Genomic DNA, 16,608 nt, shown 5'->3' on the forward strand with positions numbered 1-16,608 from the left:
TTGCTTTATAAATTAAATTTTAATGGTTTAAAGATTTTTTAATAGTTTCAAGCTTTTTAACTATTTGATTTCTAATAATACTAGCGAGGTTCTCTTTTTCATATTCATTTAATTTTAAAATATCTATCAAAGGATGGACATGAATATAAACAGATAGTCCAGAATTAAAAATAACATTTTTAATAAAAAAGTTATTAGTATTATAAAGAGTAACAGGAAGAATTGATGTTCCTGTCTTTAATGCCATCTTAATTGCACCTTTTTTAAAAATCTTAGTATCCCCCCCCCTATTTCTAGTGCCTTCAGGGAAAATTCCAATAGATCTGCCTTCTCTCATAACCTTTATTGCCTTAGCCTCAGCAGCAGCAGCAGATCTTATGCTCTTTCTATTAACAAAAATAACACCCATAACAATTAAAACAATATTCACAAAAGGAATCCTAAGCAAAGAATGTTTTGCCAATATTACAAATGGACAGGCAAAAGTATAAATAAAAATTAAAGGATCCATAGCCGCAATATGATTTCCCATTATTACTAAATTGCTTTTTTTAGGAATATTCTCAGATCCCGTAACAATAATTTTAATTCCAGCAAGCCATAAGCCAATCTTAATGCAAGCCCGCATCATAATAAAACTAAGTCTAACAACATAGCGCTCAAGTAGAAAAATTTTACAAACCAAGTAAACAGGAAATAAAAAAAAAATTAAAATCAAGAAAAACAATAAAACATTAAAATAAGTTATAATACTTCTCAATATTTTCATAAAAACTATTATCCTATTTTTTCTATTCGCTCAAGCTTTAATTTTTGCCCTTTAACTAAGCTTACATCATCTTTTAAAATTTTAATAGGATTTAAAATGATTGTAGAAAATTTCTGCTTTTGAACAACTCTTTCGCTATGCTCAAGAAAAAAAGATTCAATAAGCTTGTAACTACCCATGTCAATCTCATATTCAAGAACAAAATTATTTTTTAAGGGGAAAATATTAAAAATACCATAATAAATTTTATTCTCATCAATATAAGTTAAATGGGGATAAGAAAAGTCGTAAATTTTGTCCTTATACACATAATTTCCGCTAGGAATAAAATAAATATCATTGACCCTTTTTTTAACATTTAAGACATTCTCATCAAATCTCTTAAATGCTCCCGAAAATCCACTATTATCATAAGAATTTGTACTAGTATCAATTTTGATTTCAATGTTTTCTTTATCTACAATTTTTATCCAAAAGTTGTAAACTATCAAATCCGAAAAAAGGGACTTTGCGCTAACATTAAGCGTGTTGTAAGCGGGTTTTGAAATATATTCAATCTTTGCAACTTCTTGAGAATTTTTTCTAAAAAGATTAATCTCGCTTGATTGCCTTTCAAAAGACAAGAATAAAACTTCTTCAATATCTCTACCATGCTTTTTATTATAATCATGAACATCATACCAAACTCCGTGTAAAAATCTATAAACTTCATCTTTGCTTAAATTCTTTAAAGTTTTATAAATATTATTATCAATTTTACCAACTTTTTCACTCACAGAAGAAAGATAATATTTGCCTTGAGTATGAGAATATTCATATTTTTCAATCTTGCTGATTATTAAATCTTCGCTCACTTTTTCATACTTTTCTAAAGAAATAGGATAGCTTTCTCTTGATCTATTTTCTTCATAAGCCGAAGATCTTGCATACTTATTGATAAGAACAGTGCCATTAACTTTGTCAAAAAAGATAGGCCTATAAGAAGAGACATCATTTAAAACAGATTTTTGAAAAACGTACAAAACAGATTTATCTTTTAAAAATCCCTGAACAACTATATTAAAATCATAATCACCTGTAATATCTTCAAGATACATGTTATAAGAATTTTTTGGATCAATATCTATTTGAGTTTTAAAAAGAATCGTTCCAACTTTAATTTTAGGATCAAAGCCAATAATAAACAAATATGCATTAAGATTTGAAAAATTTTGAGCCAAAACTACCTGTTCAAAATACACATCTAAATTCAAATTTTCTTGCTGAACTGCAAGAATCTTATAACCTTTTAAATCTATAATATCTCCAAAAAAATCTTCCATTTTATTAACTTCTAAAGCATTAGAAGTCAGATTGTCGACTTTAGAAGAAGATTTTACATCTTTGTTAAAAACAATAAAATCTTTACTTACCTTAGAACAAGCAAGAAATGCAAAAAAAAAGAATAAAAACAAAAATTGATACAAATAATTATAAAACCGAATTAACGCTTTATCTTTAATCAGATCAACTACACTAACAACTAAAACCTTTGTCTTAATATTCATTTCTTAATTTCGGCTAAAGTTTTGCAAGGCAAAAAAAGACTCATTAAAATTATTAACAAAATCTTTTTTATTTAGCAAAAAATCTGTAATCAAGCCACTATTTGCAATGTTAAAATTGTCAAGAAGTTTTTCATTTTTGATCTCTTCTTTGAGTCGATTAGATCTTTTTTTGGCTGAATTGAGAAAAAATAAATAAACTTTTTTATTTGCCACAAAAGGCTTAGACCAAGAATTTTCTTTTAATCCAAAAATAATATCATAAAAAGACTTGCTATTATTAAACTCAACCAACTCTTTTAAAGTATTGGGGTAAATATTAACATTATAAGACAAATTAACAATTTCTTTTTTTAAGCTAAGCTGATATTTTTCAAGAACTTGGCTTAAACTGCTAAATTTAATATCACCAAGAAAATCATTTAACTTATTTTCCAAATACCCCTCAATAACGCCTGGTTCATAAGTTTCAATATAATTTTTAACAGAACTAATATCACGATCTGAATTTTTATCAAAATCACGAATATTGCCAAATGCCTTATATATTTGATATTCATTTTTATTTTTAATCTTAATAGGCTTGCTAAATTCACCTTCTCTTAAAGAAAAAATGGAATTTAGATCTTCTTTCTTTTCAACATTAAGATCTAAATCAAAATAATATTTATCCAAAGAAACAACGCCCTTGAAATTAGCTATATCATCTGAATAAAGCTTAGCAAGCTCTTCAAATGGCGTTTTATTTAACAGTTTATCATAAGCATTCCGAGCATCATTCACATTTTTAAAACGAATAGACGCAAGTGATAAACATTTGAATAAATTTAAATTTTTCTCAGCATAAGATATTACCTCTTTATTAGAAAAATCCTGATAGGAAAGAGAAAGATATGAAATATGCCTTTCTACAGTGCTCATCTCTTTAATCAGATCAAAAAGAGAATCGGGAAATATCAAATTACTATTTAAAAAAATTTTCACATTAGAAAACAACATATTTTCTACCATATCATCATAAATTTTAACTTTTTGATAATCAGAAGTTTTATTATATCTTTTAGAACTGAAATTTCCACTAGGATCTAAATATTCTGGAGATTTAAGTAAATTTTTATTCAGCATTTCCTTAGAAATGTAAAAATTATATTTTTTTACTAAGTCCAAAAAAGCAACATCTTCAACATATTTCATAAATGCCAAATACCAGGCATTATAATCTGTATTAATATTTTTAGCATTGCCCTGCAATCTAGAATAAAGATTTGAATAATAATTAACATATTTGGCAAACTTACTATCTTTTTTATAGTAAATAGGTTGACCTTTATAAGAACCAAATTTTAAACCAGATGAATGAGCATTATCAAATATCCCTGGAAGTAAAGGCGCAATAATAAATCCGAAAACAATTAAAATAAGAGCAAAAATACCCCACATACCAACTTTTTTTTCTTTAGATTCAAGCTCAAGTAAATCATTTTTGACTTTTCTACTTCTTTTTCGCATAAAACAACCCTTAATAAACAAGCATGCTAATATACTAATAATTTAACTACTAAATTATCACAATTGAAAAATTATTGCAATTGAAATATCTAACTTAAGCTATACGCTTAATTATAGAACTAAAAAATTTTTTGCATTTCTAATATAAAAACGAATCTCTCTGGATAAAAAAGGAGAATGAAATCAAAAGTATATGAATATGAATCAAAACAAATTCAACCTTAATATAAATATAACTAAGGACGAACTTTTAAGATTAATAAAAATAGTTTACAACAATTTTGGAATCAATCTCAGCGAAAAAAAAAAGCTATTAATTGAAAGCAGATTATCATCCCTTTTAAAAGTTAAAGGTTTTAAAAATTTTACTGAATACATCAACTTTTTAGAAAAAAGCACTGGAAATATTCAATTAATCGAATTAGTAGACAAAATATCAACAAATCATACCTATTTTTTCAGAGAATCTAAGCATTTTGATTTTTTAAACAATAAAATATTACCCAAGCTTACTGAAAAAATATTAAACTCAGAAAACTCAGAAATTAGAATATGGTCAGCCGGCTGCTCAAGCGGTGAAGAGCCTTATACAATTGCAATGATACTAAAAGAATACATGGAACATAATAAAGTAAATTTCAAGGTCAAAATCTTAGCAACAGACATTTCAATTAGCGTCCTAAATGAGGCTAGTGAAGGAATTTATCCCGAAGATCGTATAATAAATTTGCCCAAATATTTAAAAACTAAATATTTAAATCAACTTCAAAATGATAAATTCCAAGTTAAAGAAATTTTAAAAAAAATGGTTTACTTTAAAAAATTAAATTTAATGGATGAGAAATTTCCATTTAGCAAAAAATTTGACCTAATATTTTGCAGAAATGTCATGATCTATTTTGATGAAAAAACTAGAAACAATCTTGCCAATAAATTCTACTCCTATCTTAAAAAGGATTCTTATCTTTTAATTGGACATTCAGAAACAATCAAAGGAAACAAAAATCTTGAATACGTAATGCCTGCCACCTATAAAAAGAATTAATGCTCTTGCGCATTAATTCTTTTTATAAATTTTCTATTATGTAAAATTTATTTAGCTAAAAGGTCTAAAAATACTACTGCTAAGTTAGGTTTACTTTTTCACCTATTCTAATAAAATAGAGCAATTCACCAATTGTTGCTACATGGTCGCCTACTCTTTCTAAAAAACTATTCAAAAATAAAATATTTAAAAGATAATCCAAATTTTCAGGATTTTTTTTCATTGCATCAATAACAATACTTTTCTGCTTTGAAAATAATTTATCTATTATATTGTCATACTTAACTATCTTTAATATTTTGGTAAAATCCCCATCAAAATATGCGTCAAAAATATCAGACAACATTTCTTTAGCTGTATCGGCCATTTCTCTTAAAGGTTTAAAATATAGATTAAGAAAATCAAAATCATCCAAATCTGATTCAAGCAGAAGAACAACCTTTACAATCTTAGTCGCATGATCTGCAATCCTTTCAAGAGAACTTATTATTTTAATAATTGCTAAAATTTCTCTAAGCTCTGTAGCAACAGGATGCTCAGTGGCAATTATTCTTCCACACAAATCCTCAATATCATATTGATAATCATCTATTATTTTTTCATCTTCATTGATTATTTTTTTAGCTAAACTTTTATCTTTAGATTCTAAGGCTATTAAAGAATCATCAATAATCTTAAGCACACATTCTTTCATATCCCAAAGATAATCTTTTATTATTTCAAGTTGTTTAGTAAGCTTTCTCCTTATCATATCATATCTCCTAAAAAAACCGCTTTAAAAACAAATATCTTATCTTGGCTCTCTGATAATAATAACTAAAAGGGTAATTATCAATAACCAATTTATAGTAATACAAGGCCTTTAAAAAATCTTTATACTTGCTCTCAGACTCATAAAGCTTTCCCAACAAATAACTATATTTGTCTGAAAAGCTTGAATTAATATACTTAGGAAAGTAAAGAGAGCTAAAATTTAAAGCAAACTCATGCTCTCCCCTTGTTACTAAGAATTCAAAGATTTCAAGATAAATACTCTCAGAAAACTCCACATTCTTTTCAACCAAATATCTGGCGTTCTCCAAAACCTCTTCTTTAATATCTAATTCTATACCAAGCTTAATTAGATCAAAAACAATGCTTTGAAAGCATCTGTTCTTCAATTTCAAATAATTCTCATAAGACTTTAAATAATCCCTATTTTTATAATAAATTTCCGCCTTCAACAAAATATATTTATCGTCATTAAAATTATACTTATTAAGCAAATCTATTGCTCCCTTATAATCATTTATGTAAGATAAATTCAAAGCCCTGGCAATAACCTCTTTAGCGGTTACTGCATTAATGCTGTCCTTTCCAGGTTCAAGACTATTATCACTTTCAACGCTCTTATCCTTCTTATCCTTGTTAGAGCTGCCACCGCCATGTGGACTTGCAACTTCAAACTTCTTTGTAATTTTCAAGATAATTATTTTATTAAATTCACTTGAATCTTTAACATTTTGATAACTGAAAACCAATTTAATCTTGCCTTCTTTTTTAGAAGCTTGAAAAGTAAAAACAGCACCGTTATCATAAGATTCTCCAATTAACTTAATAAAAGCTTCATTTTCAATGCTTTTAATATAAATCCAAGACTCATCTTTAAAAGAAAGATTAAACTTTGAATTGGTATTTACATTAATATCTATCTCTCTACTACTAAAATCAAGCTCGTATGAACCACCTTGACTTATAAAAGCCGGCTTAGAGCAAACTTCAAAAACAATAAATAGCAAACTTATATAAATCAAATATCTTTTAATCATTTGGAAATTTCTAAAATCTTATCTATTAATTTTTCATTCTCCTTCTCAATATCAACATTAAATAAATTTTCCTTTTTAATCCAAAGATCCTTGAAAAAATTCTCATCAAGAAATTTATTTTTAATCAACCCATCAACAACTAAATTCTTATTTAAATTTTCATTTAAAAAATCAGGCCTTGGAATAAAAAAATCATCCATATTTAGACATTCATTTAAATCAAAATAAAAATCTTCCATATCAACCAATTTAACTTTAGCATCTAAATTGTCTTCAGTAGATTTGTGAGATTTTTCTAACATTTGTGTTGCATAGAAATAAGTAATGCCCGAAACAATAAAAATCAAAAATATTAAAATTAAAAAATATTTTCTAAAACTAAACTTTCTATCTTGCATGTTAATTTCCTTGAATCTAACTTAATTATATATTAAACACCCTACTTTCACCATTATCAAGTGTAATACCTATCAAATTTTCACCACCCTCAGAAACATATGCATTATGGGTTATCACTAAAAGTTGGACTTTCTTTCCCAATTCTTTTAAAAGTAAAGAAAGTTTTTTGCTATTCTCAAAATCAAGAGCCGCATCAATTTCATCAAGCATGCAAAAACAAGCAGGAGAATAATAATAAAGTGCAAATAAAAAAGCCATACTAACCAAAGTATTCTCACCTCCTGAAAGCATATTATTGTTTTTGATAAACTTGTTTGAAAAATTTATTCTAATCTCAACATTATCGGTATTTTCATTATAAAAAAGACTGGCACTTCCTTTAAAAATTTTTTTAAAAAAATAAGAAAAATTTTTATTAATCTCATCAAATGATTCTCTAAATTTTTTATAAATCTCATCTTTTATTTTTTTTTGGAGCTTTTGTAATGAATATTTTGCAAGCTTTAAATCTTCTACTTGTAAACTTATTTTTTCAAAACGATCCTTAGTTTCATCAAATTCTTTATCAATATTGAAAAATACATAATCACCCAGTTTGATTGCATCTATTTCTTTGCGCAATAACTCTCTGGTTGCAAGATCTTCTTGTAAATCAAATTTATCAGACATTTGATTAGAAATATTGAAATTTTCTATTTCACTCTTAATGCTTGCATTAGAATTTAAAAAAAATTCGTATTCTGTCTGTTTTTTTATATATTCATAATAATTAGTTTTTTTAAAATCATTCAAAAATCCTAAAGAGCTAAAATTTTTCTCTTCAAAAGATTCACTACTGAATTTTGAAACACCAATAAGATTGCTTAAATTAAGTTGAATATCGCTCTTTTCTAAATTTAAATTCTTGAGCTTTGAATGCAAATTTTTAAGCTCTTCATCAAAGCTATTCTTAGATTCAAATAAAAATTCTAAATTACCATCTATAAGTTTAATTTCATCCAAATTTTTAAATTTAGAAAGTTCTATATATTCAAGCTCACCTAATACATCATTTAATTGAAGGGTCTTTTCTTCAATTAATCTTTCGATATTTGCTATCTCCTTAGCAAAATTTGATTTTAAAGCATTTTTTTCTAGCAAAAATTTTTTCAAATTAACATTTTGATCGAAAATAGGCTCAATTTTATCCCTCAATAAAGCCAAAAGATTCTCATCTTTGCTTATATACTTGATTAAATTTACCCTAATCTCTTTAATATATTTTATACTCAATGATTCTTCAAAAAGTTTAAGAGAATCTAATATATTCTCTTTTAATAAAACAAACTCTTCTGATTTGGCATTCTTTAATACAGATACAATTAGATCAACAAGTTCAAAAAAACTTTTAGTATACCTATTAATTTCGTCACTTAAAGAAAAAAATTCATTTTTCTTTTCTTTAAGCAAACTATTTAATTGATATAAATTGTTATTTATAGAATTTTTTTTCTCTTCGGACTCAGATTTGCTCTTGACAAACTTGTCTTCCAAATTCATCTTTAACGTCTTTTCTTGTTCTAATTTTTGAATTTTAATCTCCAACCCAAGAATTTTAGACTTCATAAGCTCAAGATCCTTTTCTAATTCTTGAATATTATTAATAACATTTTTTTCTCTAAATGAATAAAATTCTAACTTTTCCTTAAAACTAGAAGACAAAAATTTATTCAACCCGTCTAAATTTAATTCGCTCTTCAAGACATTAAGATCAAAATTAATATTGAAAAGCTTTTTTAATGTTATTTTTTTTTCTAAAGCTTCTAATTTTTGACTTAAATCTTGATGTTTTTTTCTCAAAAAGTAAGCATTTTTTATGTTATCGTACTTTTGCCTTAAATTTTCTTGCAAGGACAACAAAGATGATAAATTTTGATTAGATTGCTTAAAATTTTTCAAGGCCTCTTCTTGTTCAATTTTTAAAACATCTATTCCACTTGCCTGTTCAATTAAAGATTTGAGATTTACATTTCTTTCCAAAGAAATGTCTTCAACCTTGCCTTGAGTTATAAACATATAAGGTGATTTTTTAAACTTAAACCTGTTTAAAAGTTTATTATAATCTTGAAAATTCAAAACTTTATTATTAAAATAATATTCACTTGAGCCGTCCTTATAAAGACGCCTGCGAATATAAAAATCACCTTCAAATTCCTTTAAAGTCGCTTTTTCAGAGTTAATGTTGCTAAAAAAAAGAGTTACTTCTGCAAAATTTGATTTTCCTAATTTTGAAACTGAAATTAAATCAGAAATATCATCAACCCTTAAAAATTTTAAATTATCTTCTCCCATACAAAAACGCACAGCATCAATAAGATTGCTCTTTCCACATCCATTAGGACCAACAATAAAACTCAAATTTTCACCTATTTCAAACTCTTGTCTATTTAAAAAAGATTTAAACCCTAAGAGCACTATTTTTTTTAAAACCAAACTAACTCCTAATTAAAATTAAAAACCAATTACTGATAAATCTACAATTTCATATTATAATAAATAAAAATATTTTAAAAAAAGGTTAATTATGATTTGCGGAATAGATGAAGTTGGAAGGGGTTGCATTTTTGGACCTATTCTAAGTGCTGCTGTAGTTTTCAAAAAAAAACCTAACTTTATAAAAGAATTAGATGATTCTAAAAAACTAAAAAAAGAAAAAAGAGAGTACCTATCCTCATTAATACTTGAAAACTCATATTATGCATTTGCTGAAATTTCAAATATAATAATAGAAAAAATAAATATTCACAACGCATCCCTACTTGCAATGCAAACTGCATACGAAAACCTAAAATTAAATTGCGGCTTAGTACTTGTAGATGGCAAATTTGTTCCCAAAATAACAGCAAAAAATGTTAAAGCAATAATTAAAGGAGATTCAATAATAGATGAAATAAAAGCTGCTTCAATTATTGCTAAAGTTAAAAGAGACAAACTAATGGATGAATACGATAAATTTTATCCATTATATTTGCTCAAAAAAAATAAAGGATACCCCACAAAAGAACATAAAAATGCAATAAAGAAATATGGGGTTTTAAGCCTTCATAGAAAAAATTTTAAACTAATTTAAAAAAATAAAAATACTAAAATTTAATAATCCTTCTTTTTAAATCGACTGCCTGATAAATGAGATTTCTTATCAAATCTAGAATCGTCTAATTTAGATCTCTCTCCATATTCACCATACCCTTTATTATGCCTTGCAGAAGAACCACCGGGTTCTGCGGATACTTTCTGCTTAATAACCGATATTGCCTTAAGCAAATTGGATTCAAACTCATTTATATTCTCTTCATATACAAAAATAGAATGTCTTTCAAAATCTCCACTTGGACTTCTTTTACTCTCTACAATATTTAAAAAATAATCTCCCTTTCTATTTTCCTTGACATTAAAAAAATAAGTTCTCTCAGACTCTGTAAATAGTTTCTCAGAGAATACTTCCCCTCTCTCTCCCATCAATTTCCTCCACACAAGTTTTTGTACTTGACTACATTTAAGTTAAATTAATTGTACTTATTTAAAAAAAAAAATGCTAGCCAAAAATAACATTACAATAAATCTTATTGACATAAATTGATTTTTTTTATATAAGTAAATTATTGTATTGCGTCCTTCGTATAATGGCTATTACCTTAGCCTTCCAAGCTAATGATGTCGGTTCGATTCCGATAGGACGCTTAAAATACTGTTTTCACATTTCCTAAATTTAGCAATGCTTTTAAAGATAAGGGTTATATTTAAAGGATAAACAAAGGAATAAAATAAATGGAGATGGCGGGAATTGAACCCGCGTCCTAAAAACAATACTATAAGCTTCTACAAGCTTATCTAGTATTTTATTAAGCAATATGGTTTGGAAATACTAGCAAACCGCCAAATTGCTCTCAAGTATAAAAGTCCCTAAAAATCAACTTGAAAACATTTTTAAGCAAGCTTCGATGTCGAAAAGGGTATAAGTGAACCTCAAAGCCAAATTCAACAAAACCCCCTGCTAACTTAAGCAGCCATTACAAGATTTGAGCTTGTAAAGTTATTATTTTTTGCATTTATTTTAGAAGTTTTAAGAGATTCCCTCTGCCTGCAACTTACAATATTAGCATTTTTAGTCAAATCCAAAACATCCCCTCATATAGGCCAATATAACATAATTTTAAGAAAACAACAATACTACCTTATTTGAAAAAAGTAAGCTAAAATCTTATAATAGTAAATCCGATATTAGCAAAAGGTAATTTTATGTTTAATGAAATTTTATGGTTTTTTATGCTACTTACTACTTATTCATTTTTAATTATTGTATCCCTTTTTTTTAAAAAAAACGGATTATTTGCGTGGGTTGCAGTAGCAATTATTATAGCAAACATTCAAGTTTTAAAACAAATTACAATATTTGGAATTAATGCTACATTGGGCAACATTATTTATGCATCATCATACATTGCAACAGACATTCTCTCAGAATTTTATGGAGAAAAAACTTCAAAAAAAGCCGTTTATATTGGATTTATTAGCTTTATTGTCTTTGCAGTATTAACAAACGCACAAATTCACTTTATATCAAATAGAACTCAAGAAAATTTTAAAAGTTTAGAAAATATTTTCTCTTCAATACCAGCTTTGCTATTAGCCTCTCTTGTTGCATACCTAGTATCCCAATTAAACGACGTATATCTATATCAGTTTATTAAAAAAAAATTTCCTAAGTTTTTATTTGTCAGAACCAATGGATCAACATTAATAAGTGGCTTAATAGATACAACAATTTTTGTGGGCATAGCAACATATTTTAAAATATTTCCAAAGCAAGCTTTCCTAGACATAGTAATTTCCACATATATAATTAAAGGTTTAGCGGGATTTTTGGGAACGCCTTTTATATATTTTGCAAAATATATAAAACTTCAAAAATGAAAAAGTTAATTATCCTAAATAAAAAACTTTATTTAGGATAATTAATTTGGTAAAATTAAATGTCATGAATAAAGATATGTTTGATTTAAGCTTGTGGATAGGAATGTTTCTATTTACATATATAACATTGGGAATTCTTTACCGATTTTTCGGGAAATCCGGACTTTTTTGTTTCAATGCAATTATTTCAACAATGTCAAATATTATAATATTAAGAAATTTAAAAACATTTGGAATGTCCTTAAATTTATCAGGCATTACTTTTTTATCGGCATCATTCTCTTTAAACTTAATGGTAGAAAAATATAGCAAAAAAGAAGCAACAAATTCTGTGATATTAAGCCTTTTGTTAAACATAACTTTTACAATTATGATTAATTTTATGCTATTATTCAATCATAATAAATTAGATACCTCAGATATTCATTTTAAAATACTGTTTAATAACCTTACATACATTTTAACAATATTAATTGGAACATATGTGTTTTTTCTTTCCCAATATATAAACATCTTGCTATATAATTATTTCAAGCAAATAAAAATAAAATCTTTATGGATAATTCATCCTTTATCAAGACTAATTTCTGGATATCTGGCTAATTTGCTAGTTTCAATATCTATAAATACAATACTTAAATTTTACCCTGAAACAAAGAATATCGAACTTACAAAAGGTTCTCTAATTATTACATTAATAATAATTACTATCGATACCATTTTTTACCTATTTCTAAATTCTTGGAAAAAAATAAAAGAGGTTTAAGAATTAACAAGATTTTCAATAAATTGATAATTTTTAACAACTTGTCTATAATATTTTAATCTCAAATTTGATTTTTCAGCTTCGCTTAACAAATAATCAATGTTACTTTTTCTTAAGCAAGTCAATAAAGAATACATAACTATAGCAACAGCTACAGAAATATTATAACTTTGAGTAAATCCATACATAGGTATTTTTACATATAAATCAGCAGCACGCAATACTTCTGAACTAAGTCCTGTTAATTCTGTTCCAAAAAACACCGCCATTTTATTGTTAATTGTAAAATTTTCAAGATTTATTGATTGTTCATTCAAAGATGTGGCCACTATGCTATATCCATCAGACCTCAACTTATCAATTGCAAACTTAGAATTTTTATACTTATTTAAATTTATCCATTGTGAAGATCCCAAAGTAACATCTGGATTTAAAGTATGTTTATTCTTCTTATCAATAACATGAACATCACTGAGTCCTAAAATTTCGCCTGTTCTAATGGTAGCACTTGCATTTTGAGGCTGACAAATGTCTTCTAGCACAAATGTTAAATAATTGGTACGAATACTTAATACTTTCTCAATCTTAGCTTTTTTTTCATCTGTAATAAACCTAGACAAAACATCTATTCTTTTTAATACATCATCATCCATAATAAAAATTAAATTTTAAAAATAACAAATATATTCTTTAATATATTTCAAATTACAAACTATTTCTTATATAATACAAAAATGAAAGTAAAAATTGAAGAATCTTGGAAAGAAGTTTTAAATAATGAATTTAACAAAGAATACTTTAAAAAACTTGTAAAGTTTATAAAACATGAATATAAAACAAAAAATGGAAAAATATTTCCTCCTCCAAAACTTATATTCAATGCTTTTGATTCTTTACCATTTAAAGACATAAAAGTAGTAATAATTGGACAAGATCCATATCATGGGAAAAACCAGGCAAATGGACTTGCTTTTTCTGTAGATTCAAAAATCAAAATTCCACCGTCTTTGCAAAACATATTTAAAGAAATAGAAAAAAGTTTAAAAATAAAAACCATCCCAAACGGAGATTTAAAAAGATGGGCAATTCAGGGTGTATTTCTATTAAATACAATCCTAACGGTCGAAGAAAGCAAACCTTCTTCTCACAAAGCCGTTGGGTGGGAAATTTTTACAGATGAAGTAATAAAAATAATTTCTAAAAATTTGGAAAACATTGTGTTTATGCTTTGGGGCAATTTAGCAAGAAGTAAAAAAGGACTAATTGATCCAACAAAGCATCTAATTCTTGAAACAAGTCATCCATCTCCATATTCAGCAAATAATGGATTTTTAGGATCAAATCATTTTAGCAGTGCTTTAAATTATTTAAAAAAACACAATAAAACCATAATAAACTTTCAATAAAATTAATAATGGTATTTAAAAATCTCTTTAAAAAACTATGCGTAAATATACTCACAGCAAGCGTAACAGTAACCAATTTAAATTATTTTTCTTTCAAATTGTTTTCTTTAATTTCATTATTAGTATCTGATTCATTATTCTCATCATCCCAGAAAGTCGAACTATTCTTGTTTTCAGTCTTTATATCATTTAAAAAGCTATTATCTGCTCTTCTAGTATTTAGAAAAGATAACAAAACCACAAAGATAAAAAAGAGTGCTATAAAAAATCCAGTAATTTTTACAGCAACACTTGAAGACTTTGCCCCAAAAATAGAAGAACTACCGCCCCCAAAAACACCGCCTATTCCATCACCCTGCTCATCTTGAATCAAAACTAAAAGGATAATAAAAATTGAAACAATAACAAAAATTATAAAAATAAAAAATCTAACTAAATCCAAAACAAACCTCTTTAACTAAAGAACATTATTAATTATAGATAAAAAAGATTCAGCCTTTAAAGATGCTCCACCTATTAACGCACCATCAATATTAGGCTCATTCATAAGCTCTTTTACATTGCTTGAATTAACAGAACCTCCATACTGAATTATAATATCGTCTGAAGCTGACTTTGAATAAAGTCTCATAATCTCAAGCCTAATTGCCTTATGAACCTCTTCTGCTTCCTCTTTAGTTGCGGTTTTACCCGTTCCAATTGCCCAAACAGGTTCATAAGCTAAAATTATCCTTTTAATATCTGATTCAGAAACGCAATTTAACCCTTTTTTAACCTGATTTAAAACAACCTCTAAAGTTTTTCCAGAGTCTCTTTCATCAAGAGTTTCTCCAACACAAAGAATTAAGTATTTAAAAGGATGCTTAAGTCCCGCAAGAATCTTTTTATTTATTATTTCATCTGTTTCTGCTAAATACAACCTACATTCAGAATGACCAAGTATAACATATTCTACTCCAAATTCTAAAAGCATTGAGGGTGAAATTTCACTTGTCCTTGCTCCACTTTCCATATAAGACATATTTTGAGCGCCAAGAAGAATATTGCTACCCTTAATACATTCTGAAACCTTAGATAAAGCCGTAAATGGAGGAGTTATCATTATTACAACATCATTTTTTAAGGTCTTAACCTCAGCTGCAATTTTTTTTGCAACAACAGAAGCTTCTGAACTTGTATAATGCATTTTCCAATTTCCCGCTAAAAATGTTTTTCTCATTTTAATTCTCCAAAACCTTAATGCCCGGCAAAATTCTTCCCTCAAGATATTCAAGTGATGCACCACCACCTGTTGAAACATGAGTAATCTTATCAGATAAATTAAATTTATTAACAGCCGCAACAGAATCTCCACCACCAACAACAGTTAAACCCGAGCAAGATGCTACCATTTCGGCAACCTTAGCAGTTCCTTTTGAAAATAAATCAAATTCAAATACACCAAGAGGGCCATTCCAAATTATAGTTTTGGCAGTTTTTATAACCTTTTCAATTTCTTTTAAAGTATTGGCTCCAATATCCATGCCAATCTTGTTTTCAGGAATATTAAATGAATCAATGTACTCAGGGGTTGAATTTTTATCAAAATCACTAGCTACAATATGATCAAGCGGTAAAATTACTTTAACACTTAGCTCTTTTGCTTTCTTTAAAAAAGAAGAGGCTATATCAATATATTCATCCTCTAAAAGAGATTTGCCTATAGAATATCCTTCGGAATGTAAAAAAGTATAAGCCATTCCGCCACCAATCACAACTACATTTGACTTTGACAAAAGCGATTCCAGTACCGCAATCTTTGAAGAAACCTTAGAACCACCAATAATTGAAATAAATGGCCTTTCAGGATTTTTCAATACTCCGCCAAGGAATTTATCTTCTTTTTCCATTAAAAATCCACCAACAGATGGCAAATAATCAGCAACTCCTACAGTTGAAGCATGGGCTCTATGAGCCGCACCAAAAGCATCATTTACAAAAACATCTCCATTTTCAGAAAGTTTTTTTGCAAAATTTTTATCGTTTTTCTCTTCTTCTGCATAAAACCTTACATTTTCAAGCAACACAACATCCCCATCCTTCATTTGCAAGGTACTATTTACAATTTCACTTCCAATACAATCAGAAAGCATTTTGACATCTTGGCCTAAAAGCTCTGATAATCTATTGGCAACGGGTTTAAGAGAATATTTAGGATTTTTCTTTCCCTCTGGTCTACCCAAATGACTTACAAGGACAATCCTAGCTCCTCTTTCTTTTAGATACTCTATTGTGGATAATGCAGCCTTAATTCTAGTATCATCGCTAATGCTCCCCTCTTTTAGGGGAACATTAAAATCACATCTTACTAAAGCTCGCTTGCCAGCAAAGCTACTCAAGTCTTTTACTGTTTTTATTGACATTTTATTA

The 16,608-nt window shown here is 27.2% G+C and carries 17 protein-coding genes, 1 tRNA gene and 1 other RNA gene; 6 read left to right on the forward strand and 13 right to left on the reverse strand.

Translation table 11 applies throughout. The features are described from left to right. Positions 1-19: 19 nt before the first annotated feature. From QIA46_RS00185 to QIA46_RS00195, 3 genes are read right to left on the reverse strand one after another with little or no spacing between them, the layout of a single operon-like run. On the reverse strand, positions 20-769 hold the full coding sequence (locus QIA46_RS00185) for a 1-acyl-sn-glycerol-3-phosphate acyltransferase (RefSeq protein ID WP_317268023.1): 750 nt from the start codon (positions 767-769) through the stop codon (positions 20-22). A gap of 8 nt (positions 770-777) precedes the next feature. Then, positions 778-2,316 (reverse strand): pallilysin-related adhesin, encoded by a 1,539-nt coding sequence (locus tag QIA46_RS00190; RefSeq protein ID WP_317268024.1) that lies wholly within the window; start codon positions 2,314-2,316, stop codon positions 778-780. 3 nt (positions 2,317-2,319) lie between these two features. After that, a complete protein-coding gene (locus QIA46_RS00195; RefSeq protein WP_317268025.1) occupies positions 2,320-3,822 on the reverse strand; it encodes a peptidylprolyl isomerase in 1,503 nt (500 codons plus the stop codon). A gap of 193 nt (positions 3,823-4,015) precedes the next feature. Here QIA46_RS00195 and QIA46_RS00200 point away from each other — a divergent pair, with 193 nt between their 5' ends. After that, positions 4,016-4,867, forward strand: coding sequence for a protein-glutamate O-methyltransferase (locus tag QIA46_RS00200; RefSeq protein ID WP_317268026.1), 852 nt, complete (start codon positions 4,016-4,018; stop codon positions 4,865-4,867). Between the two features lie 79 nt (positions 4,868-4,946). Here QIA46_RS00200 and phoU read toward each other — a convergent pair whose 3' ends face one another. From phoU to QIA46_RS00220, 4 genes are read right to left on the reverse strand one after another with little or no spacing between them, the layout of a single operon-like run. Beyond that, the gene (gene phoU, locus QIA46_RS00205) at positions 4,947-5,618 is read right to left on the reverse strand and encodes a phosphate signaling complex protein PhoU (RefSeq protein ID WP_014023301.1); all 672 of its coding nucleotides are present in this window, start codon (positions 5,616-5,618) and stop codon (positions 4,947-4,949) included. Between the two features lie 10 nt (positions 5,619-5,628). Continuing rightward, a complete protein-coding gene (locus QIA46_RS00210; protein ID WP_301341249.1) occupies positions 5,629-6,675 on the reverse strand; it encodes a hypothetical protein in 1,047 nt (348 codons plus the stop codon). Continuing rightward, positions 6,672-7,073 carry a hypothetical protein gene (locus tag QIA46_RS00215; RefSeq protein ID WP_301341250.1) on the reverse strand — a complete coding sequence of 134 codons (402 nt, stop codon included), beginning with the start codon at positions 7,071-7,073 and terminating at the stop codon, positions 6,672-6,674. The genes QIA46_RS00210 and QIA46_RS00215 overlap by 4 nt, the downstream gene beginning before the upstream one ends. Before the next feature lie 25 nt (positions 7,074-7,098). After that, positions 7,099-9,546 carry an AAA family ATPase gene (locus tag QIA46_RS00220; RefSeq protein WP_317268027.1) on the reverse strand — a complete coding sequence of 816 codons (2,448 nt, stop codon included), beginning with the start codon at positions 9,544-9,546 and terminating at the stop codon, positions 7,099-7,101. Between the two features lie 91 nt (positions 9,547-9,637). On the opposite strand from QIA46_RS00220, the gene QIA46_RS00225 reads away from it, so the two are divergent. After that, the gene (locus QIA46_RS00225) at positions 9,638-10,183 is read left to right on the forward strand and encodes a ribonuclease HII (protein ID WP_317268028.1); all 546 of its coding nucleotides are present in this window, start codon (positions 9,638-9,640) and stop codon (positions 10,181-10,183) included. A 20-nt stretch (positions 10,184-10,203) separates the two neighbouring features. Here QIA46_RS00225 and bpuR read toward each other — a convergent pair whose 3' ends face one another. Continuing rightward, a complete protein-coding gene (bpuR, locus tag QIA46_RS00230) occupies positions 10,204-10,572 on the reverse strand; it encodes a transcriptional regulator BpuR (protein ID WP_317268029.1) in 369 nt (122 codons plus the stop codon). A 150-nt stretch (positions 10,573-10,722) separates the two neighbouring features. Here bpuR and QIA46_RS00235 point away from each other — a divergent pair. Continuing rightward, positions 10,723-10,794: transfer RNA gene (locus QIA46_RS00235), tRNA-Gly, on the forward strand. 85 nt (positions 10,795-10,879) lie between these two features. Here QIA46_RS00235 and ssrA read toward each other — a convergent pair. Beyond that, positions 10,880-11,241, reverse strand: a transfer-messenger RNA (tmRNA) gene (gene ssrA / locus QIA46_RS00240). A gap of 111 nt (positions 11,242-11,352) precedes the next feature. On the opposite strand from ssrA, the gene QIA46_RS00245 reads away from it, so the two are divergent. Both QIA46_RS00245 and QIA46_RS00250 read left to right on the forward strand, forming a co-directional pair. Then, positions 11,353-12,027 carry a queuosine precursor transporter gene (locus tag QIA46_RS00245; protein ID WP_317268030.1) on the forward strand — a complete coding sequence of 225 codons (675 nt, stop codon included), beginning with the start codon at positions 11,353-11,355 and terminating at the stop codon, positions 12,025-12,027. A gap of 76 nt (positions 12,028-12,103) precedes the next feature. Further along, positions 12,104-12,793, forward strand: coding sequence for a queuosine precursor transporter (locus QIA46_RS00250; RefSeq protein WP_317260532.1), 690 nt, complete (start codon positions 12,104-12,106; stop codon positions 12,791-12,793). Here QIA46_RS00250 and QIA46_RS00255 read toward each other — a convergent pair. Continuing rightward, positions 12,790-13,446, reverse strand: coding sequence for a TrmH family RNA methyltransferase (locus QIA46_RS00255; RefSeq protein ID WP_317268031.1), 657 nt, complete (start codon positions 13,444-13,446; stop codon positions 12,790-12,792). The genes QIA46_RS00250 and QIA46_RS00255 overlap by 4 nt on opposite strands. Positions 13,447-13,527: 81 nt before the next feature. Between QIA46_RS00255 and ung the strand changes: the two genes are divergently transcribed. Beyond that, positions 13,528-14,199: a uracil-DNA glycosylase gene (gene ung / locus QIA46_RS00260; RefSeq protein ID WP_317268032.1), complete on the forward strand. Its 672-nt coding sequence runs from the start codon at positions 13,528-13,530 to the stop codon at positions 14,197-14,199. A gap of 82 nt (positions 14,200-14,281) precedes the next feature. Here ung and secG read toward each other — a convergent pair whose 3' ends face one another. From secG to QIA46_RS00275, 3 genes are read right to left on the reverse strand one after another with little or no spacing between them, the layout of a single operon-like run. Continuing rightward, the gene (gene secG, locus QIA46_RS00265; RefSeq protein ID WP_014023312.1) at positions 14,282-14,641 is read right to left on the reverse strand and encodes a preprotein translocase subunit SecG; all 360 of its coding nucleotides are present in this window, start codon (positions 14,639-14,641) and stop codon (positions 14,282-14,284) included. Between the two features lie 15 nt (positions 14,642-14,656). Continuing rightward, entirely contained in the window at positions 14,657-15,418 is a 762-nt protein-coding gene (gene tpiA / locus QIA46_RS00270) for a triose-phosphate isomerase (RefSeq protein WP_317259972.1), read from the reverse strand. Between the two features lies 1 nt (position 15,419). Then, positions 15,420-16,601 (reverse strand): phosphoglycerate kinase, encoded by a 1,182-nt coding sequence (locus tag QIA46_RS00275; protein WP_317268033.1) that lies wholly within the window; start codon positions 16,599-16,601, stop codon positions 15,420-15,422. Between the last annotated feature and the right edge of the window lie 7 nt (positions 16,602-16,608).

Origin of the sequence: Borreliella carolinensis (assembly GCF_032595855.2) — a bacterium.
Lineage (GTDB): Bacteria > Spirochaetota > Spirochaetia > Borreliales > Borreliaceae > Borreliella > Borreliella carolinensis.

Coding starts and splice junctions, on each gene's coding strand:
- QIA46_RS00190 (WP_317268024.1), bottom strand. CDS start 2,316: ATGAATATTAAGACAAAGGTTTTAGTTGTTAGTGTAGTTGATCTGATT.
- bpuR (WP_317268029.1), bottom strand. CDS start 10,572: ATGGGAGAGAGAGGGGAAGTATTCTCTGAGAAACTATTTACAGAGTCT.
- ung (WP_317268032.1), top strand. CDS start 13,528: ATGAAAGTAAAAATTGAAGAATCTTGGAAAGAAGTTTTAAATAATGAA.
- QIA46_RS00250 (WP_317260532.1), top strand. CDS start 12,104: ATGTTTGATTTAAGCTTGTGGATAGGAATGTTTCTATTTACATATATA.
- QIA46_RS00245 (WP_317268030.1), top strand. CDS start 11,353: ATGTTTAATGAAATTTTATGGTTTTTTATGCTACTTACTACTTATTCA.
- QIA46_RS00210 (WP_301341249.1), bottom strand. CDS start 6,675: ATGATTAAAAGATATTTGATTTATATAAGTTTGCTATTTATTGTTTTT.
- QIA46_RS00255 (WP_317268031.1), bottom strand. CDS start 13,446: ATGGATGATGATGTATTAAAAAGAATAGATGTTTTGTCTAGGTTTATT.
- QIA46_RS00185 (WP_317268023.1), bottom strand. CDS start 769: ATGAAAATATTGAGAAGTATTATAACTTATTTTAATGTTTTATTGTTT.
- QIA46_RS00200 (WP_317268026.1), top strand. CDS start 4,016: ATGAATATGAATCAAAACAAATTCAACCTTAATATAAATATAACTAAG.
- QIA46_RS00275 (WP_317268033.1), bottom strand. CDS start 16,601: ATGTCAATAAAAACAGTAAAAGACTTGAGTAGCTTTGCTGGCAAGCGA.
- phoU (WP_014023301.1), bottom strand. CDS start 5,618: ATGATAAGGAGAAAGCTTACTAAACAACTTGAAATAATAAAAGATTAT.
- QIA46_RS00195 (WP_317268025.1), bottom strand. CDS start 3,822: ATGCGAAAAAGAAGTAGAAAAGTCAAAAATGATTTACTTGAGCTTGAA.
- QIA46_RS00225 (WP_317268028.1), top strand. CDS start 9,638: ATGATTTGCGGAATAGATGAAGTTGGAAGGGGTTGCATTTTTGGACCT.
- QIA46_RS00215 (WP_301341250.1), bottom strand. CDS start 7,073: ATGCAAGATAGAAAGTTTAGTTTTAGAAAATATTTTTTAATTTTAATA.
- tpiA (WP_317259972.1), bottom strand. CDS start 15,418: ATGAGAAAAACATTTTTAGCGGGAAATTGGAAAATGCATTATACAAGT.